The organism is Brevibacillus sp. HB1.2 (assembly GCF_013332495.1).
Classification (GTDB): domain Bacteria; phylum Bacillota; class Bacilli; order Brevibacillales; family Brevibacillaceae; genus Brevibacillus; species Brevibacillus porteri.
The window spans coordinates 639,183-654,811 of sequence record NZ_JABMIU010000001.1 but is presented as its reverse complement, the minus strand read 5'-3'; the positions used below and the strand labels follow the sequence as shown (position 1 = coordinate 654,811).

The window sequence follows — 15,629 nt, the reverse complement described above, 5'->3', positions numbered from 1 at the left end:
AGTGGTTGTTCAGCAAGCGCGTAGAGCAACAAGGCCACGCAAAATACATATGAGGTGAAAGAAATGCCGAAAAAGTGGCTGTATGTCATAGACGAAGCGATCAAGCGGATTGAAAACGATGAAGTGGAGTTGGGCTTGACCGCTCTGCAAAAGGTTCAGGAGCATGGAAAGGATTTGCCGGATGTCATGATGTATTTGGCGGAGGTCTGGTATCGACTCGGTCATTTGGAAGAGGCGAGTCAATTGCTGACAGATGTCATGGGCAAAAATCCGCAAATGGATTCCTCTTTGCACAGAGAATGCCAACTGCTGCTAGCAGAGATTGCTTTGGATTCCAGTGATTTTGAGACGGCGCAACATCTTCTCTATGAATGCAAAGAATCTGGCTTTGAAAGCATCCAGTTGGACTTGTTGCTAGCGGATCTGTATTCCCTCCAAGATTTAGATGAAGTAGCGGTCAAATATTTGGAGCAAGCAAGACTGAAGGAGCCAGATAACCAAGATATTATGGCAGCGCTGGGTAACTTGTATTTCCGCATTGGAGATGACGAGAAAGCAATGAAGCTCCTGGAACAAGCTGGGGATGAAAGTCTGTCCATGCTTTTGACAAAGGGGCGCTCGTACGCTCAAAGCGGTCAATTCGAACAGGCTTACCAAGTATTCCGTCAGGCGCTGGTCATGGATCGTTCGCCAGAAGTACTCTACGGATGTGCACTGATGGCATTCCACGTAGGACGACTGGATGAAGCAGCCGAATTGGTCAGCAGCTTGCAAGCGGTTGACGAGGAGTATGTGGCTGCGTACCCATTAGCTGCAGATGTGAATCTTTCGATGGGGAAAACAGAAGCAGCTATTGAGGCCCTAAAGCAATATGTATCGTTGTCAGGGTTCGATTTGGATCAAATCCGCAGGCTGATCGCTCTTTTGACTCAAGCCGGGCGCTATGAGGAAGCGAAAGAATACCAACAGCTTCACGACCAGTGGGACCATGAATCCGAAGAGGAGCAATAAAAAATCGACAAACAGGAAGTCACTTCGGTGGCTTCCTGTTTATTTTTCCGCATTTTGGCAAGAATGAGAGACAAGTAAGCCATCGTAAAGAAGGGATGCACAGATGAACTTGGCTGAGATCTTGGTGTACACCGATATCCGGCAGCTCCATCAGATTGCCAACCATTACGGATGCGAATGCAACCCTCATTCCAAAAACGAATTGATTACGTCACTGTTGTCTAGCTTGAGGCACAAGTTGACAATCTCTCAAGCAGTTGAGCAGCTGAGCAGTGCAGAAACCCATTTTTTGCTCCAATTGTTCCTGGACAAGCGTACGGTCATGTCGCTTGAGGATTTGTTGGCGAAAGCTGGGGTGGCACTGGAGTGTGAAAAGGAAAAAAAGCAGGAGGAAGGACGGAAGTTTGTCGCAGCAGCAATGAAGCGAGGATGGATTTTTCCGGCGAAAAGTAAAACCATAGGGCAGTATCAAATTCCGCTGGACATCCGTGAGCCGTACTTGCAAGCGTGGCTGACAAAATGGCGTGATTCAAACGCATTGCTTCATCCCGGTCCGCAAGCTTATAGGGATGAGGGAACAGCACTCTGCGATGATATCATGCAATTTTTACAATTTCTCCAGCAGGAGCCAGTACCGCTAACCGCAGAAGGTGGCATGTACAAGCGTCATCAGCAGCAGCTTTTTCAATTTTTGTACGTAAAAGAAGAGCCGCTTTTGCCGCAAAAATGGCGTTTTGGGTACGGGCTGCATTTTGATTTATACCCTGACCGTTTTTCTTTGCTCTACGATTTCTGCTACTATCACCGATGGATTGTAGAAGTGGACGGCAAGGTAGCAGTAACGGAAGCGGGTAGGGAGCGACTGGAGCAACCGTATAACGATCAATTGTACCACGATGTCATTCGCTTCTGGATGAGGCTGTACAAGCGGGCTGTCCCGAACTTGCCGATGCTGGTTCAGCTCATTCCGTTGATCGCGTCGGGTGGATGGGTAAGTCAGCAATCGCTGATGGACACGCTACTCCATTGGATGAAAGAGTTTTACTACGATTCGGCTACAGATATCTTGGTGAATCGGGTATGCAAAATGATGGTCCATCTAGGATTGTTGCGCGTCGGACAAGACGAACAGGGGCAGTGGTTATACACCGCAACGTATGCGAGCCAGACTTGGCTTCGAAAATACAATGGTTTTACCGAAACGACTATTTTATTGAAGTGAGGGATGGGTATGGAGTGGCCGAATTTCTATTCCAACGCGTACGGAACGAACAATCAAATGGTTTCCGGTTTGCTATCTGAAATGGTGATCGATGAGCAAATGCGTCAATATCGCAAGCGCACGCTAATCCAGGAGATTGATGAGGCTCTTGCATCGAAGAACAAAGAATTGTTTTTGCGCTTAACAGACGAATTAAAAGAAATCATGGCTTACGAGCAAGCCTAAATACATAATCGTATGCGTTATTGCGAGTCTCCAACCATTCATGGTACGCTTGTTTCCAGAAATGAACAAGGAAATGAGGAGACAGCTCTATGCAGTGGAACTTGAACGATTTTGAAAACTGGGAGGAGTTGCGGTCCTTTGTGGATACCGCGCTGCTCCCTCTTTATTTGTACAACTCGGACAGAAAAGTAGAAGAGCATGTTGTACGCATGAACTACTTATTAAATGTAGCGGCGGGGATTGAGCAGCGACTGAAGGGACGCGTATTGCTATTTCCGTTAAGCTATCAAATAGGAGAAGAGCAGCTGGAACAACGAACACCGGCGGAATTCCCCTATAAAGTACTGCTTCATTTTCGGGGAGAACAGATTCAATTAAAGGAACGAACGGAAGAAGGCGTGTTGACTTTATTGGTAGGGGATGAAGACCTGGAATCTTCTTTGCGTTTCGAAGTGACCGTGGATGTGCTATACAAAGAGGTCATCAAGTTGTGGCAAACCGGGCGAGGATAATCGTTTTGACTAAAAAAAGAGACGCAATAGAGAAAGCGTTTTCCGGTAATACTACAGAAAATTGGGTGGGGCAAGGTCATAAATTTGACAATCTGGCAACAATATCCTGTCACACATCGTTTGGGTAAAGACATGTCCACTGGACATTCTTGACATCTTTATAGGCGTTAGCTATGATTGGGATTGACCTAGTGTATATGTATGAAAATGCCATCGTAGCGCTATTTTACAGGATAAGGAGGGAAAAAAGATATGGGAGACAAACGCGAAATTTCCAGGCGTACATTTTTGAACTACGCCCTGATGGGAACTGGCGGATTCCTTGCTGCGGGAATGATCACCCCAATGATTCGCTTTGCGGTAGACCCCCTTCTGCAAGGACATGCAGGTGGAGATAAAGTAGCTGTCGGCAGTCCGGATGAGTTTAGTGCCGTGCCAAAACGCGTAGAATTCAAGGTCCATACCAAGGACGGTTGGTATGAATCAGAATCTACACTTACTGCATGGGTTACCAAGAACGACAAGGGTGAGATTCTTGCTCTGTCCCCGATCTGTAAGCACTTAGGGTGTACGGTTGACTGGGGAACTGGCCCTGGACAACCAAATGAGTACTTCTGTCCTTGCCACATGGGTCGTTATTCGATCAATGGCGAGCACATTTTGGGAACGCCACCGACGGCCTCTCTTGATGAGTATGAGACAGAAGTCAAAGATGGAAAATTGTATTTAGGTAAAGTAAAAGCAAATCCTCGTCCGGGGGTGAACGGCTAACATGATGCAAAAAATGTATGATTGGGTCGATGAGCGCTTAAACATCACTCCGATGTGGCGTGACTTGGCTGACCACGAAGTACCTGAGCACGTGAACCCGGCACATCATTTTTCAGCTTTTGTTTACTGCTTTGGTGGACTTACGTTCTTTATTACCGTTATTCAAATCTTGTCTGGTATGTTCTTGACGATGTACTATGTACCAGACGTTATCAATGCTTACGAATCCGTTAAGTACCTGCAGAACGAAGTAGCGTTCGGGGTAATCGTACGCGGTATGCATCACTGGGGCGCGAGCTTGGTAATCGTGATGATGTTCCTACATACTTTGCGTGTATTCTTTACAGGTGCATACAAAAAGCCTCGTGAATTGAACTGGGTAGTCGGCGTACTGATTTTCTTCGTTATGCTGGGCCTCGGTTTCACAGGTTACCTGTTGCCTTGGGATAACACCGCATACTTTGCGACCAAAGTAGGTGTGCAGATCGCAGACTCGGTACCATTTATCGGTCCGTATGTGAAAACATTGCTCACAGGTGGAGACATTCTAGGTGCGCAAACGCTTACTCGCTTCTTCGCGATTCACGTGTTCTTCCTGCCAGGCGCACTGCTTGGACTGTTGGGAGCTCACTTTGTTATGATCCGTTCGCAAGGTATCTCGGGTCCACTATAATCGGTCTTCGAAAAAAGGAGGAAATAGCATGGCAAAACAAGATAAAGATGCTACCTTCGTCGGAGATTCCCGAGTATCGGCGAAGCGTATCCCAAACATTTCTCCATCCTACTCCGACTTTCCAGGTAAAAACGAGCCGTTTTGGCCAAACTTCCTGTTGAAAGAGTGGATGGTGGCAGCTGTTTGCTTAGTTGGCTTCCTCGTGTTGACGGTTTCACATCCGTCGCCGTTGACAGACAAAGCAAACCCGAATGATACTTCATTCATTCCGTTGCCAGACTGGTACTTCTTGTTCCTGTATCAATTGCTGAAATATCCATGGGCTGCAGGGGATTGGGTCGTTCTTGGAATCGTTGTTATTCCAGGTATCGCATTTGGTGCACTGATGCTGGCACCTTGGCTGGATACCAGCAAAGAGCGTCGTCCTAGCAAACGTCCAGTTGCTACAGGCTTGATGCTGACGGCACTCGTTGGTATTTTCTACCTGACTTGGGCGGCAAACCATGAATATCATCTGGCTCACCCAGATAAAGGTAAAGGAACTGGTGGTAAACAGGGATCAAGTGCAACTGCACCTGCTCCAGCTGACACCAGCTTTAAAGCTGATGCGCTTTGGAAAGCGCAAACAAGCTGTATGGGATGCCATGGTAAAAACATGGAGGGCGGCATGGGTCCAAACCTCCAAAAAATCGGTGCAACTTTGGATGCAGCCAAGATTACTGATGTCATCAAGAACGGTAAAGGCGCAATGCCAGGCGGTATGATCAAAGATGATGCAGAAATCGCAAAGCTAGCTGAATACATGGCTGGCTTGAAATAAGCTAATAGGGGAAAAGCTGGCTGGTAATGCGGTCAGCTTTTTCGTTAGCGGCGTACACAGCGGGAGACGATTATAGATGATCTGGATATGGGAGTGGTTTCGGCAATCTTTGGGCAAAAGGTGGTTTCTTTGGACGCTGTTCGTCGTCAACTTTTTGGGAACCATATATGGATTTATCTGGTACGGTAACCAATTAGCTGAGACACCAGCATATTTGATTCCTTTTGTTCCGGACAGCCCGACAGGTAGCGGACTTTTTTCGCTTGTACTCCTTACCTATTTGTTGGGTCGCCACATTCCTGTACTGGAAGCTTTGGCTGGCATCACCAATTTTAAGTACGGTGTCTGGGCCGTCAGCATTATCGTGGCTGGTTGGATGATGGGCAATGAAGTGCGTTGGACAGACGTGATGCTAATCATTTCCCACACCGGCATGGCTGTGGAATCTGTTTTGTATGCGCGTTTTTACAAGCTAAGTCTTCTGCCGGTGGGAATCGCTGCGCTGTGGACACTAAATAATGATTTTCTCGATTACGTCATGGACATCCATCCGTGGCTGCCGAGTGTACTGGATCCGTATGAAGGCTTCGTTGGTTTATTTACGGTTCTTCTCAGTCTGATCTCGATCTCGGTGATCTGGTGGGTGAATATGAAGTATACGACAAATAAGGTCTAATCTTGTCCTCCTTTCCATAGGCTGTACTAGGGAAGGAGGTTATTTGCGTTGAAGAAAAACATCCGGTTTTTATTATTCTTTCTCATGATCGGGTTGTTCTTGTCTTGGCCCATTCATAATTTGTACTCGAAGCTGAATCAACCAATAGAAGAAAAGCAGTTGGCCGCATTGGATCAAATTGCGCATGAGTTACTGACGTATGCAAAAAAGGGAGATCTTGAAGGGGCAGAGCAGCGCATTGTACAGCTGGCAGAACGATTCCCGAACCAGCATTTGCCCAATCCGATACGAATTGAGAGTCTGAATGCTGTGACACAGTCCATACTGGCAGCCAAGCAAAGTTTTGCTTCCGCAAACGCAAGTGAACAGCAATTGCTGTGGCATGCCACGCGGGTCCGTATCGCCATAGATGCTCTGACGCATGATCACCAGCCGATGTGGCGTAGCTACTATCCTTCTCTCGTAACGCAGGTCCAAAACCTGCAGCTATCGGCTGTTGATCGGAATTTCAGTCAGTTTCGCGAACAGTTCGATGAGAATTACCGATTATTTTTGGCCATTAAGCCGGGGATGAGTATTCAGCTCCCAGAGGGGCAAATGTCCTCGATTACGGTTGCGTACGATATCATATCCAAAGAGATGCGAAACAGCCAGGTAGATTGGCAACTAGTACGAGAGGCATTGCGAGAATTGAACAGCTCTTTTCAAGTGGCTTTTGTGGGAGAAGAAAAGAGTACGTTTGCTCGTTTAATGATGCGGCCAGATTCACCAATTGTCATTCTCGCCTCGATTTCGATTGCATTGATCATGGCCTTGTCTTATGTGGCGTGGAAGAAATATGACGGAGAAATCCGTTCGACTTAATGGATGCAAAAACCCTTGCCTGTACGAAAAGGCAAGGGTTTTTGCTGTTCTGCTTCGTGCTAGTCGTGAAGCGGTTTCTTGTTTTCGTCGAGAGTAAAGCCTTCTCCGAGTACCTCATGAACATCGTTGACAATGACAAAGGCATGGGGGTCAATTTCTTGCACGATATTTTTAAAACGCATCACTTCGTTGCGGCTGATAACCACATAGATTACTTTCTTTTCATCACCAGAGTAGGCGCCTTTTCCTGCTAAAAGGGTAACACCACGACCGAATTCAAGGATTTGATTGGCAATCTTGTCCGCTTCGTTGGAAATGATCGTCAGTGCTTTGCCGGCATATGCCCCATCCTGGAAAAAGTCGATGACACGTGCTGCGATAAAGACGACGACAAGTGTGTACATGGCGCTTTCCAGATTCAAATAGACGAGGGATGCCCCAATGACCAAGATGTCTCCGAAAAACAACGTCCTCCCCATACTGATACCCATGTATTTCTGAAGCAGTCTGGCAATGATGTCCACACCGCCGGTTGTCCCGCCGTAACGGAAAATAATCCCTAATCCGACTCCGACAGCTACCCCGGCATAGAGGGAGGCGAGCAAGCGATCCTTCATTTGAAGCGGAAGAACTCCATCAAACAAGGATAAGAAGACGGAGAGTGAAACCGTTCCCAAAATCGTGTAGAAAAAAGAAGTTCGTCCAAGAATCTTCCAGCCTAGAAAAAATAACGGTACGTTTAGGACGAAGAAGACGACCCCCTGATCCACAGATGGAACTAACAGCTTGATCAAAATACTGATACCAGTGATACCGCCCTCAGCTAAATGGTTGGGAATGTTGAACGCATTAATACCAAATCCCATAATGGCAGAACCGATGATAATGGCAAAGATACTATCAAGACGAATTTTCATATGTCCTCCTGTTCGCCGGATCAGGAATGGCTTCCCCCCGGACATGATGTGCAGGTAATACTTGAGTTACCTGAGGGCTATCCGAAAGCCATTATAAATGAACGCTCGTTTGATTGTCCATATGCTGGAAAGACGAAGTATTGTGATTTGGCAAACCAAGCCTTTTTTAGTACGATAGGTGAAAGAGAGAAGACTGTGAAAAAAGGAGTGGGCGGATGGAACGGCAAAAGACGATGCAAGAGATGCAGCAAGAAGTTGATCAATACATATCGCAATTTAAGGAAGGATATTTTTCTCCGCTTTCGATGCTGGCTAGAATGACAGAAGAAGTAGGGGAATTAGCCAGAGAGATTAACCATTTTTATGGAGAAAAACCGAAGAAAAAGGACGAAGGCGAAAAAACAGTAGAGGAAGAGCTGGGTGACGTACTCTTCATCGTGATTTGTTTCGCAAACTCGCTCGGAATCGATTTGCAGGAAGCGTTTGATCGTATTATGCACAAGTTTAATACTCGCGATAAAGATCGCTGGACGAGAATAGAGGAGAACGAGCAGCATGACTAAACAAATTCGTGTAGCAGTTGCAGGCGCAAATGGTCGAATGGGGCAAGAGGTAGTGAAAATGCTAGCGCAGGATACCTCACTTGTTTTTACTGGCAATCTGGATACGCGTGTGAGCGAAGAGAAAATCAATCAACAACTGGACGAAATGAAGCCGGATGTTCTGGTCGACTTTACTACACCCCATACGGTTTACCGTCATATGGAGCTCTGTTTGGCTCGTGGTGTGAGACCAGTTGTCGGAACTACGGGCCTGACAGCAGAACAGCTGCAAGAGATGACTGCGCGCTATAAAGAAGCGGGACTGGGTGCTATCATTGCCCCGAATTTTGCGATCGGCGCGATTCTATGTATGAAGTTTTCCGCAATGGCAGCAAAATATATGCCGCATGTGGAAATTATCGAGTTGCATCATGACCGCAAGCTGGATGCGCCAAGCGGAACTGCTTTGAAGACCGCTGAGATGATTGCAGCCGTTCGGGAAGAGCTCAAGCAAGGGCATCCTGAAGAGGTAGAAACGATTCCAGGCGCTCGCGGAGCAGATTACGAAGGATTCCGGATTCACAGTGTCCGTCTTCCAGGTATGGTTGCTCATCAGGAGGTTTTGTTTGGTGCAACAGGCCAAACGCTGTCTATTCGACATGATTCGATTAACCGGGAATCTTTCATGCCAGGCGTGAATATGGCCATTAAAGCCGTAATGAATATGAACGGATTGATTTACGGATTGGAACATCTGATTGATTAAACGTTTGATTAACATACACACGATACCCAGCCATAAAGGGAGAGGTTTTCTTGAAAATTGCATTGATTGCCCATGATCGTATGAAAGAACAGATTGTGCAACTAGCGATGGCCTATGAATCCATTTTGGCAAAACATGACCTGTATGCCACAGGAACAACTGGGTCGCGAATCATGGAAGCTACGTCGCTGTCCCTAACCCGATTTCTGTCAGGGCCATTAGGAGGCGATCAACAAATCGGTGCGATGATCGCCCGCAATGAGATGGATTTGATTATCTTTTTGCGTGATCCGCTTACCTCTCAACCACATGAGCCTGATATTATCGCACTGCTTCGACTGTGTGATGTGCACAAGATACCGTTTGCCACCAATCTCGGTTCGGCAGAAATCATGCTGAAGGCTTTGGAACTGGGACAACTGGATTGGCGTGAAGTGGTGCATGAGGAGAATGAAGTATGAGTTCACTCGATATTTTGGCAATCGGCGCTCATCCTGACGATGTCGAGATCGGTGCGGCAGGCAGTCTGATCTTGGCTGCTAAACAGGGAAAGCGCGTGGGGATTCTCGACTTGACCTATGCTGAATTGTCTTCGAATGGAACGGTTGAAAGAAGGCAGCAAGAAGCGACTGCAGCTGACCAAGTGATGGGAGTGGCTGCTCGCTATAACTTTGGCCTGCCTGATCGTGGCTTGGAAGCAGTCAGAGAAAGTGCGATTGAACGTGTCGTCAAGCTCATTCGCGAAACTCGTCCAGCCATTGTGCTTGCGCCTTATTTCGCGGATCGTCATCCAGATCACGAAAGTGTAAGTCGAATCGTTCGAGAGGCGGTGTTTAATGCGGGCATCCGCAAGTATTTGCCAGAGCCTTCTTTGCCTGCCTATCGACCTTCGCAATTCCTTTACTATTTCATTAATTCAACTGTCACGCCTCAGGTTGTCGTGGATATCACCGCTGTTTATCCGCAAAAAATGGAGGCGCTGCGTTGCTACCGTAGTCAGTTTGAGCTAGAAGAAGGTGGCGTTCAAACACCGCTTACCAACGGGTATCTGGAATCTGTCGAGTATCGAGAGCGACTGTTTGGTCAGCAGGTTGGTGTAGCCTACGCAGAAGGATTTGTCAGTGCAGCTCCGTATGTATTAAAGAGCTTGTGAGAAGGAGTGACACTGTATGAAGATCGGGATTACTTGCTATCCGTCATTGGGCGGATCGGGTGTAGTAGCCACAGAGCTGGGCAAGCTATTGGCCGAGCGAGGACATCAAGTCCATTTCATCACAGGTGGAATGCCATTTCGCTTAGGTGCGTTTCACCCGAACATTTTTTATCATGAAGTAGAAGTGAACAACTATGATGTTTTTAAATATCCACCTTATGATTTGACCTTGGCGAACCGAATGGCACAAGTGGCGAAAAATGAAAACCTGGACTTATTACATGTGCATTATGCTGTGCCACATGCGTTGTGCGCGTTCCTTGCCAAGCAAATGGTAGGGGATCATTTGAAAATTGTGACCACCTTGCACGGGACGGATATTACTGTTCTGGGTTATGACTCGAATTTGAGTGATATGATCCGCTTCGGCATTGAGCGAAGCGATTTGGTAACAGCGGTGTCCCATGATTTGATCAGGCAGACACAAGAGTTGCTACATGTTGAAAAAGAAATTGTCCCTGTGTACAACTTCGTAGACAAGCGGCGTTATTACCCGAAAGAGGTTACGAAGCTGAAAAAGGTATTTGCACCGAATGGTGAAAAAATTCTTATGCACATTTCTAATTTCCGTCCGGTCAAACGAGTGCCGGATGTGATTGAAATTTTTTCGCGTGTACGTGAAGAAGTGCCTTCCAGATTGATCCTCATTGGTGAAGGTCCCGAAATGGGTCTGGTCCGCAAGATGATCGCTGAGCTCGGTCTGAGTGACGATGTTTGCTTCCTCGGCAAGCAAGAAGACGTCGCTGAGGTATTGTCGATGGCAGACATCATGCTGCTTCCATCAGAAAAGGAAAGCTTCGGACTCGTCGCATTGGAAGCAATGGCTTGCGGTGTGCCTGTCGTCGCTACAGTGGCAGGAGGCTTGCCCGAAGTCGTCCTAGATGGTGTGAACGGCTTCTTGCGTCCAATTGGGGACGTTGAAGGCATGGCGAAAGAAACGATACGTCTCTTGCAAAACGACGAGCTATACCGTGAATTCTCCGCGAATAGCATCGAGCGATCCTGCAAAACGTTTTGTCACGAAACGATCGCCTCTCAGTATGAAGCACTTTACGCCAACTTGCTGGCAAGCAATCCGGTGTAAAACTAAGCTTTTGAACGCAAGATTGAGCTTTTCGCTAATTGATGCATCTTGGATATAAAAATAAACAATCCATACAAAACTCTCATGAAAACGCCTCCTTGTCTAGATCAGGCGGAGCAAACCAGAAAGGGGGGATTGGATTGGCGATAGAATTGGCAAAGCGTGTTCTCGACAGATTGGAGGAACACGGCTTCGAAGCTTACTATGTAGGTGGTTGCGTCCGCGATTGGCTTTTACAACGACCTGTTCATGATATAGATATATGTACGAATGCCCATCCCGGCGACGTCATCCGATTGTTTCCCGATCATGTCCCGACTGGTCTGAAACACGGTACTGTATCTGTAAAAGTAGAGGGGCAGATGTTCGAAGTAACCACGTTTCGGACGGAAGGAAAATATGAAGATTACCGTCGACCCGCTGAAGTTCAGTTCGTTTCAGAACTTCGGCTCGATCTGGAGCGACGAGATTTTACGATGAACGCAATGGCGATGGATCGTCATCAAGTATTGCACGACCCGTTCGGTGGACGAGAGGATATGCAGCTTCGGCTGGTTCGGGCTGTAGGCATTCCGCTTGAGAGATTTCAGGAGGATGCCCTTCGGCTATTACGAGGTGTGCGCTTTGCTTCCCAGTTAGGTTTTGCGATAGAAGACCAGACTATGCTTGCTATGAAACAGACTGCGCCTTTGTTAGCTCATATTGCTGTGGAGCGCATAAGGGAAGAGCTGAATAAAACACTCGACAGCAAAGCCCCAGAGGTAGGTTGTCAGCTGTTGAATGAAACGAGACTCATGGCTTATGCCCCTGAGGTAGAAAAACTGTTCGTCCTCTCAAATGAGCATGTCTGGCGGTTGCATCATTTGCAAACCGTGACGCAAAAATGGTCGTTGCTACTGTTTGCGGCGAATTATTCACCTGTGCAATCGCGTGAAGTATGCCAATTTCTCAAAATGTCCAAGCGCGAAACAGAAGCAATTTGTTGTTTGGCTGAACTTCTGACGCGATTGCAGCCACAATGGGATGTCCCTCAACCGATTGAGTGGGGGCCACTGTTGCTTGAAGTCGGTTTGGACACGTGCAACGAGTTCTTCCTTTTATTGCAAGCGTGTTGGTGGAAGGAGAGGCAATCGTTTTCGATGCAAGCACTCCTCGATCAATACGAAAACATGCCTGTCAAAACCATCAAGGATTTGGCAATCACGGGGCTCGACCTGCAAGTAGCGATTCAGAAAAAGCCAGGCGAGTGGATTTTCCGCGTCTTGGAATCGTTACTTAGACAAACAGCTCTGCACGGTTTACCAAATACACGAGAAGCACTCGTCGAAGTTGCAAAGAAAGAGGTTGCACAAGATGAACATTAAGCAAGTGATCCTTCAAGCATTCCGTGACCAGCCGGGCAGTTTCATCTCTGGTGAAGAATTAAGCCAAACATGCGGTTGCTCTAGGACGGCGGTTTGGAAGCATATTGAAGAGCTGCGCCGAGATGGTTACGAGGTGGAGGCGGTGCGAAAATCGGGGTATCGCCTGCTTGTTGCCCCTGATCGCTTGTCAGCAGCAGAAATCATGGCTGGATTGGAAACGAATCGGATTGGTCAAAATGTCATTGCTTACGATGAGGTGGTATCTACACAGCCACTCGCACACGAGGCTGCGGCAAAAGGAGCAGTAGAAGGTACGATTGTGCTGGCAGAGCTGCAAACAGGTGGGAAAGGCAGACTCGGCCGCCCGTGGCATTCTGCAAAAGGAACGGGGATTTGGATGAGCTTGATCATTCGACCTGCGATTCCGTTACCGAAGACACCTCAGATGACGTTGTTAACGGCAGTTGCTGTAGCCACAACGATCCGGGAAGAGACTGGGTTGCCTGTTAAAATCAAATGGCCGAACGATATTTTTATCGGCGATAAAAAAGTATGCGGGATTTTGACAGAGCTAAATGCTGAATCTGATCGAGTCAATTATTTAGTTATCGGAATAGGACTCAATGCCAACAGTGTCGAGTCAGATTTCCCGTCAGAACTGGCACAGATTGCGACTTCGCTTCGTATTGAATCTGGCGAGCCACTCAAGCGCGTTTCGTTTATCCAACGACTCTGCCGAATTTTTGAAGAAGAGTACGATCACTATTTGCAGGCTGGCTTCGAGCGTGTAAAACAAGAGTGGGAGGATCATTCGTACACCATTGGCAAATGGGTGTCCCTCCAGACGATTTCACAACAGTTTGAAGGTCGTGCCGTTGGCTTGGATGAGGAAGGCGTACTCAAGGTAGAGGATCAGGCGGGACAGATCCACAAAGTTTATTCGGCTGATGTCAATTATCGTGCAAATGATTAAATCATTTGCTATACTCCAATTTGGAGGCTGTATCACCTCGTGAACGGTACTCCCGGAGTATTTTTGTATCGATCGTGTAATCTTAAAGCAATACGTGTAAGGACAAAAATCTGCTCAGAGCCTGTGTGGACCGAGACAGAAGGAATCCGTTGGACGCAAATGTCTTTTTGACATGGACAACCTTCTCCCGATTGACGCGAGAAGGTTTTTTTATTCCTCACACGATCCACGGGCTTGATGCGAAAGAGGAGAAATGAACAATGGCAACACACGACAGACCTATTACGACTTCGAGTATCCGCAAGAAAAAAGAAACGCGAACCCCGATTACCATGGTGACCGCCTATGACTATCCGTCAGCCAAATTAGTGGATGAAGCTGGCGCTGATATGATTCTGGTTGGTGATTCATTGGGAATGGTCGTACTGGGTTATGACTCCACCATCCCTGTTACGATGGAGGATATGCTACACCATACGAAAGCAGTAACGAGAGGGGCCAAGCGTGCATTTGTCGTGACAGACCTGCCTTTTCTCAGTTATCACGGAACAGTTGAGGAAGCAGTGAAAAACGCGGGCAGACTAATGCAAGAAGGGCTGGCCAAGGCGGTCAAAATGGAAGGGGGCCGTGAACTGGTCCCAATCATAACACGCTGTGTACAAGCAGGCATCCCTGTCGTTGGACATATTGGACTTACTCCGCAATCGGTACATCAATTAGGCGGTTATAAAGTACAAGGAAGAGATCTGGAGGCAGCCAAAAAATTGTTGGATGAGGCCCTTGCGATTCAAGAAGCGGGTGCATTCGCCATTGTGCTGGAATGTGTTCCGGAAGAGGTCGCAGGCATGATTGCAAACAAGCTGGACATCGCTGTGATCGGAATCGGAGCGGGTGCAACTTGTGATGGGCAAGTGCTGGTGTTCCATGATATGGTCGGCTACGCTTCGGATATCACACCGAAATTCGTGAAGCGTTACGCAAACATTGGTGAAACCATCCGTGAAGCAGTTGAGATCTATAACAAAGAAGTCGAAGCAAGAAGCTTCCCAGGACCAGAGCATGTCTTCCATGCCTCTGAAGAAACCATCAAGGAATTGTACGGGGAAGGAGTGAAGCAGTCATGATGCAAACAATGATGCAGCAAGTCTCCACCATTGAAGAGATGCGCGTTCATATAAAAGAAGCACGTCGGCAAGGCAAAACGATCGGAATGGTACCGACCATGGGGTTTTTACATGAAGGTCATCTCAGCTTGGTAAAAGCTGCTCGTGAAGTATGCGATTTGGTTGTGATGAGCATTTTCGTAAACCCGCTGCAATTCGGGCCGAATGAGGACTTTGAGCGCTATCCGCGTGATATCGAACGGGATAGTAAAATGGCGGAAGAAGCGGGGGTGGACCTCCTGTTTACCCCGGAAGTCAGCGAGATGTATCCGAAACCGATGCTGACCAATATTTCAGTGGCAAATGTGACGACTCCATTGTGTGGAGCTTCTCGTCCGGGTCATTTTGATGGCGTATCGACTGTCGTCAATAAATTGTTTCAAATTGTCCAGCCCGATTACGCCTTTTTTGGACAAAAGGATGCCCAGCAGGTAGCTGTTGTGACGCAAATGGTCCACGACTTGTCGATGCCAGTACAAATCGTTCCATGCCCGATTGTCCGCGAAGCGGATGGTCTTGCCATGAGCTCTCGGAATGTATACTTGTCAGCGGATGAGCGAGCACAAGCACTGGTGCTATCACAAAGCCTGAAGCAAGCAGAAGAATGGCTGGGTGAGGACAGGGCTCTTACTGAGATTAAGGATCGAATCACGCAAATGATTTCCGAGAAGCCGCTGGCTGAGATTGATTATGTGGAAATTTTGAGCTATCCAGAGCTCACACCCGTCGAGCAGGAAACGGCAGGTCAAACGATCATCATCGCGTTAGCTGCTCGTTTTGGCAAAACGCGTCTGATTGACAATACGATTACATCCATCAAGTAGAGATAAGGG

Annotated in this window: 19 protein-coding genes; 18 read left to right on the top strand and 1 reads right to left on the bottom strand. The window is 47.5% G+C overall.

Annotated features, from left to right (window positions below; translation table 11 throughout):
- The first annotated feature begins 63 nt into the window (after nucleotides 1–63).
- The 9 genes from HPY28_RS02870 (at nucleotide 64) to HPY28_RS02830 (ending at nucleotide 6,774) form a co-directional block, all read left to right on the top strand.
- A complete protein-coding gene (locus HPY28_RS02870; RefSeq protein ID WP_174230057.1) occupies nucleotides 64–1,011 on the top strand; it encodes a tetratricopeptide repeat protein in 948 nt (315 codons plus the stop codon).
- Between the two features lie 103 nt (nucleotides 1,012–1,114).
- Nucleotides 1,115–2,233 carry a hypothetical protein gene (locus HPY28_RS02865; RefSeq protein WP_174230056.1) on the top strand — a complete coding sequence of 373 codons (1,119 nt, stop codon included), beginning with the start codon at nucleotides 1,115–1,117 and terminating at the stop codon, nucleotides 2,231–2,233.
- A 9-nt stretch (nucleotides 2,234–2,242) separates the two neighbouring features.
- Nucleotides 2,243–2,458 carry an IDEAL domain-containing protein gene (locus HPY28_RS02860; protein ID WP_007716588.1) on the top strand — a complete coding sequence of 72 codons (216 nt, stop codon included), beginning with the start codon at nucleotides 2,243–2,245 and terminating at the stop codon, nucleotides 2,456–2,458.
- Nucleotides 2,459–2,547: 89 nt separating this feature from the next.
- Nucleotides 2,548–2,970: a DUF2487 family protein gene (locus tag HPY28_RS02855; protein ID WP_017248135.1), complete on the top strand. Its 423-nt coding sequence runs from the start codon at nucleotides 2,548–2,550 to the stop codon at nucleotides 2,968–2,970.
- A 252-nt stretch (nucleotides 2,971–3,222) separates the two neighbouring features.
- Nucleotides 3,223–3,741: a Rieske (2Fe-2S) protein gene (locus HPY28_RS02850; RefSeq protein WP_007716590.1), complete on the top strand. Its 519-nt coding sequence runs from the start codon at nucleotides 3,223–3,225 to the stop codon at nucleotides 3,739–3,741.
- A gap of 1 nt (nucleotide 3,742) precedes the next feature.
- On the top strand, nucleotides 3,743–4,414 hold the full coding sequence (qcrB, locus tag HPY28_RS02845) for a menaquinol-cytochrome c reductase cytochrome b subunit (protein WP_012686173.1): 672 nt from the start codon (nucleotides 3,743–3,745) through the stop codon (nucleotides 4,412–4,414).
- Nucleotides 4,415–4,442: 28 nt separating this feature from the next.
- Nucleotides 4,443–5,234, top strand: coding sequence for a menaquinol-cytochrome c reductase cytochrome b/c subunit (locus HPY28_RS02840; protein ID WP_017248136.1), 792 nt, complete (start codon nucleotides 4,443–4,445; stop codon nucleotides 5,232–5,234).
- Nucleotides 5,235–5,310: 76 nt separating this feature from the next.
- Entirely contained in the window at nucleotides 5,311–5,910 is a 600-nt protein-coding gene (locus HPY28_RS02835; RefSeq protein ID WP_174230055.1) for a DUF1405 domain-containing protein, read from the top strand.
- Nucleotides 5,911–5,958: 48 nt separating this feature from the next.
- Nucleotides 5,959–6,774 carry a sporulation protein YpjB gene (locus HPY28_RS02830; protein WP_017248138.1) on the top strand — a complete coding sequence of 272 codons (816 nt, stop codon included), beginning with the start codon at nucleotides 5,959–5,961 and terminating at the stop codon, nucleotides 6,772–6,774.
- A gap of 59 nt (nucleotides 6,775–6,833) precedes the next feature.
- Here the strand turns inward: HPY28_RS02830 and HPY28_RS02825 are convergent, their stop codons facing one another.
- Complete coding sequence (locus HPY28_RS02825) at nucleotides 6,834–7,691, bottom strand: YitT family protein (RefSeq protein WP_017248139.1); 858 nt, start codon at nucleotides 7,689–7,691, stop codon at nucleotides 6,834–6,836.
- A 215-nt stretch (nucleotides 7,692–7,906) separates the two neighbouring features.
- On the opposite strand from HPY28_RS02825, the gene HPY28_RS02820 reads away from it, so the two are divergent.
- The 9 genes from HPY28_RS02820 to panC all read left to right on the top strand — a co-directional run bounded on the left by HPY28_RS02820 (nucleotide 7,907) and on the right by panC (nucleotide 15,620).
- Nucleotides 7,907–8,254, top strand: coding sequence for a nucleotide pyrophosphohydrolase (locus HPY28_RS02820; protein ID WP_016740047.1), 348 nt, complete (start codon nucleotides 7,907–7,909; stop codon nucleotides 8,252–8,254).
- Nucleotides 8,247–8,999 (top strand): 4-hydroxy-tetrahydrodipicolinate reductase, encoded by a 753-nt coding sequence (dapB, locus tag HPY28_RS02815; RefSeq protein WP_174230054.1) that lies wholly within the window; start codon nucleotides 8,247–8,249, stop codon nucleotides 8,997–8,999. Before HPY28_RS02820 ends, dapB begins: the two co-directional genes overlap by 8 nt.
- A 50-nt stretch (nucleotides 9,000–9,049) precedes the next feature.
- Nucleotides 9,050–9,460: a methylglyoxal synthase gene (locus HPY28_RS02810; RefSeq protein WP_017248141.1), complete on the top strand. Its 411-nt coding sequence runs from the start codon at nucleotides 9,050–9,052 to the stop codon at nucleotides 9,458–9,460.
- Nucleotides 9,457–10,152: a bacillithiol biosynthesis deacetylase BshB1 gene (gene bshB1, locus HPY28_RS02805; protein WP_017248142.1), complete on the top strand. Its 696-nt coding sequence runs from the start codon at nucleotides 9,457–9,459 to the stop codon at nucleotides 10,150–10,152. Before HPY28_RS02810 ends, bshB1 begins: the two co-directional genes overlap by 4 nt.
- Nucleotides 10,153–10,168: 16 nt before the next feature.
- Nucleotides 10,169–11,296: an N-acetyl-alpha-D-glucosaminyl L-malate synthase BshA gene (bshA, locus tag HPY28_RS02800; RefSeq protein WP_174230053.1), complete on the top strand. Its 1,128-nt coding sequence runs from the start codon at nucleotides 10,169–10,171 to the stop codon at nucleotides 11,294–11,296.
- Nucleotides 11,297–11,436: 140 nt separating this feature from the next.
- On the top strand, nucleotides 11,437–12,660 hold the full coding sequence (locus HPY28_RS02795; protein WP_174230052.1) for a CCA tRNA nucleotidyltransferase: 1,224 nt from the start codon (nucleotides 11,437–11,439) through the stop codon (nucleotides 12,658–12,660).
- Nucleotides 12,650–13,633 carry a biotin--[acetyl-CoA-carboxylase] ligase gene (locus tag HPY28_RS02790; RefSeq protein WP_106835971.1) on the top strand — a complete coding sequence of 328 codons (984 nt, stop codon included), beginning with the start codon at nucleotides 12,650–12,652 and terminating at the stop codon, nucleotides 13,631–13,633. The genes HPY28_RS02795 and HPY28_RS02790 overlap by 11 nt, the downstream gene beginning before the upstream one ends.
- A 260-nt stretch (nucleotides 13,634–13,893) precedes the next feature.
- Nucleotides 13,894–14,757 (top strand): 3-methyl-2-oxobutanoate hydroxymethyltransferase, encoded by an 864-nt coding sequence (gene panB / locus HPY28_RS02785; protein WP_017248146.1) that lies wholly within the window; start codon nucleotides 13,894–13,896, stop codon nucleotides 14,755–14,757.
- Nucleotides 14,754–15,620 (top strand): pantoate--beta-alanine ligase, encoded by an 867-nt coding sequence (gene panC, locus HPY28_RS02780; protein WP_217444689.1) that lies wholly within the window; start codon nucleotides 14,754–14,756, stop codon nucleotides 15,618–15,620. The genes panB and panC overlap by 4 nt, the downstream gene beginning before the upstream one ends.
- Nucleotides 15,621–15,629 lie beyond the last annotated feature (9 nt).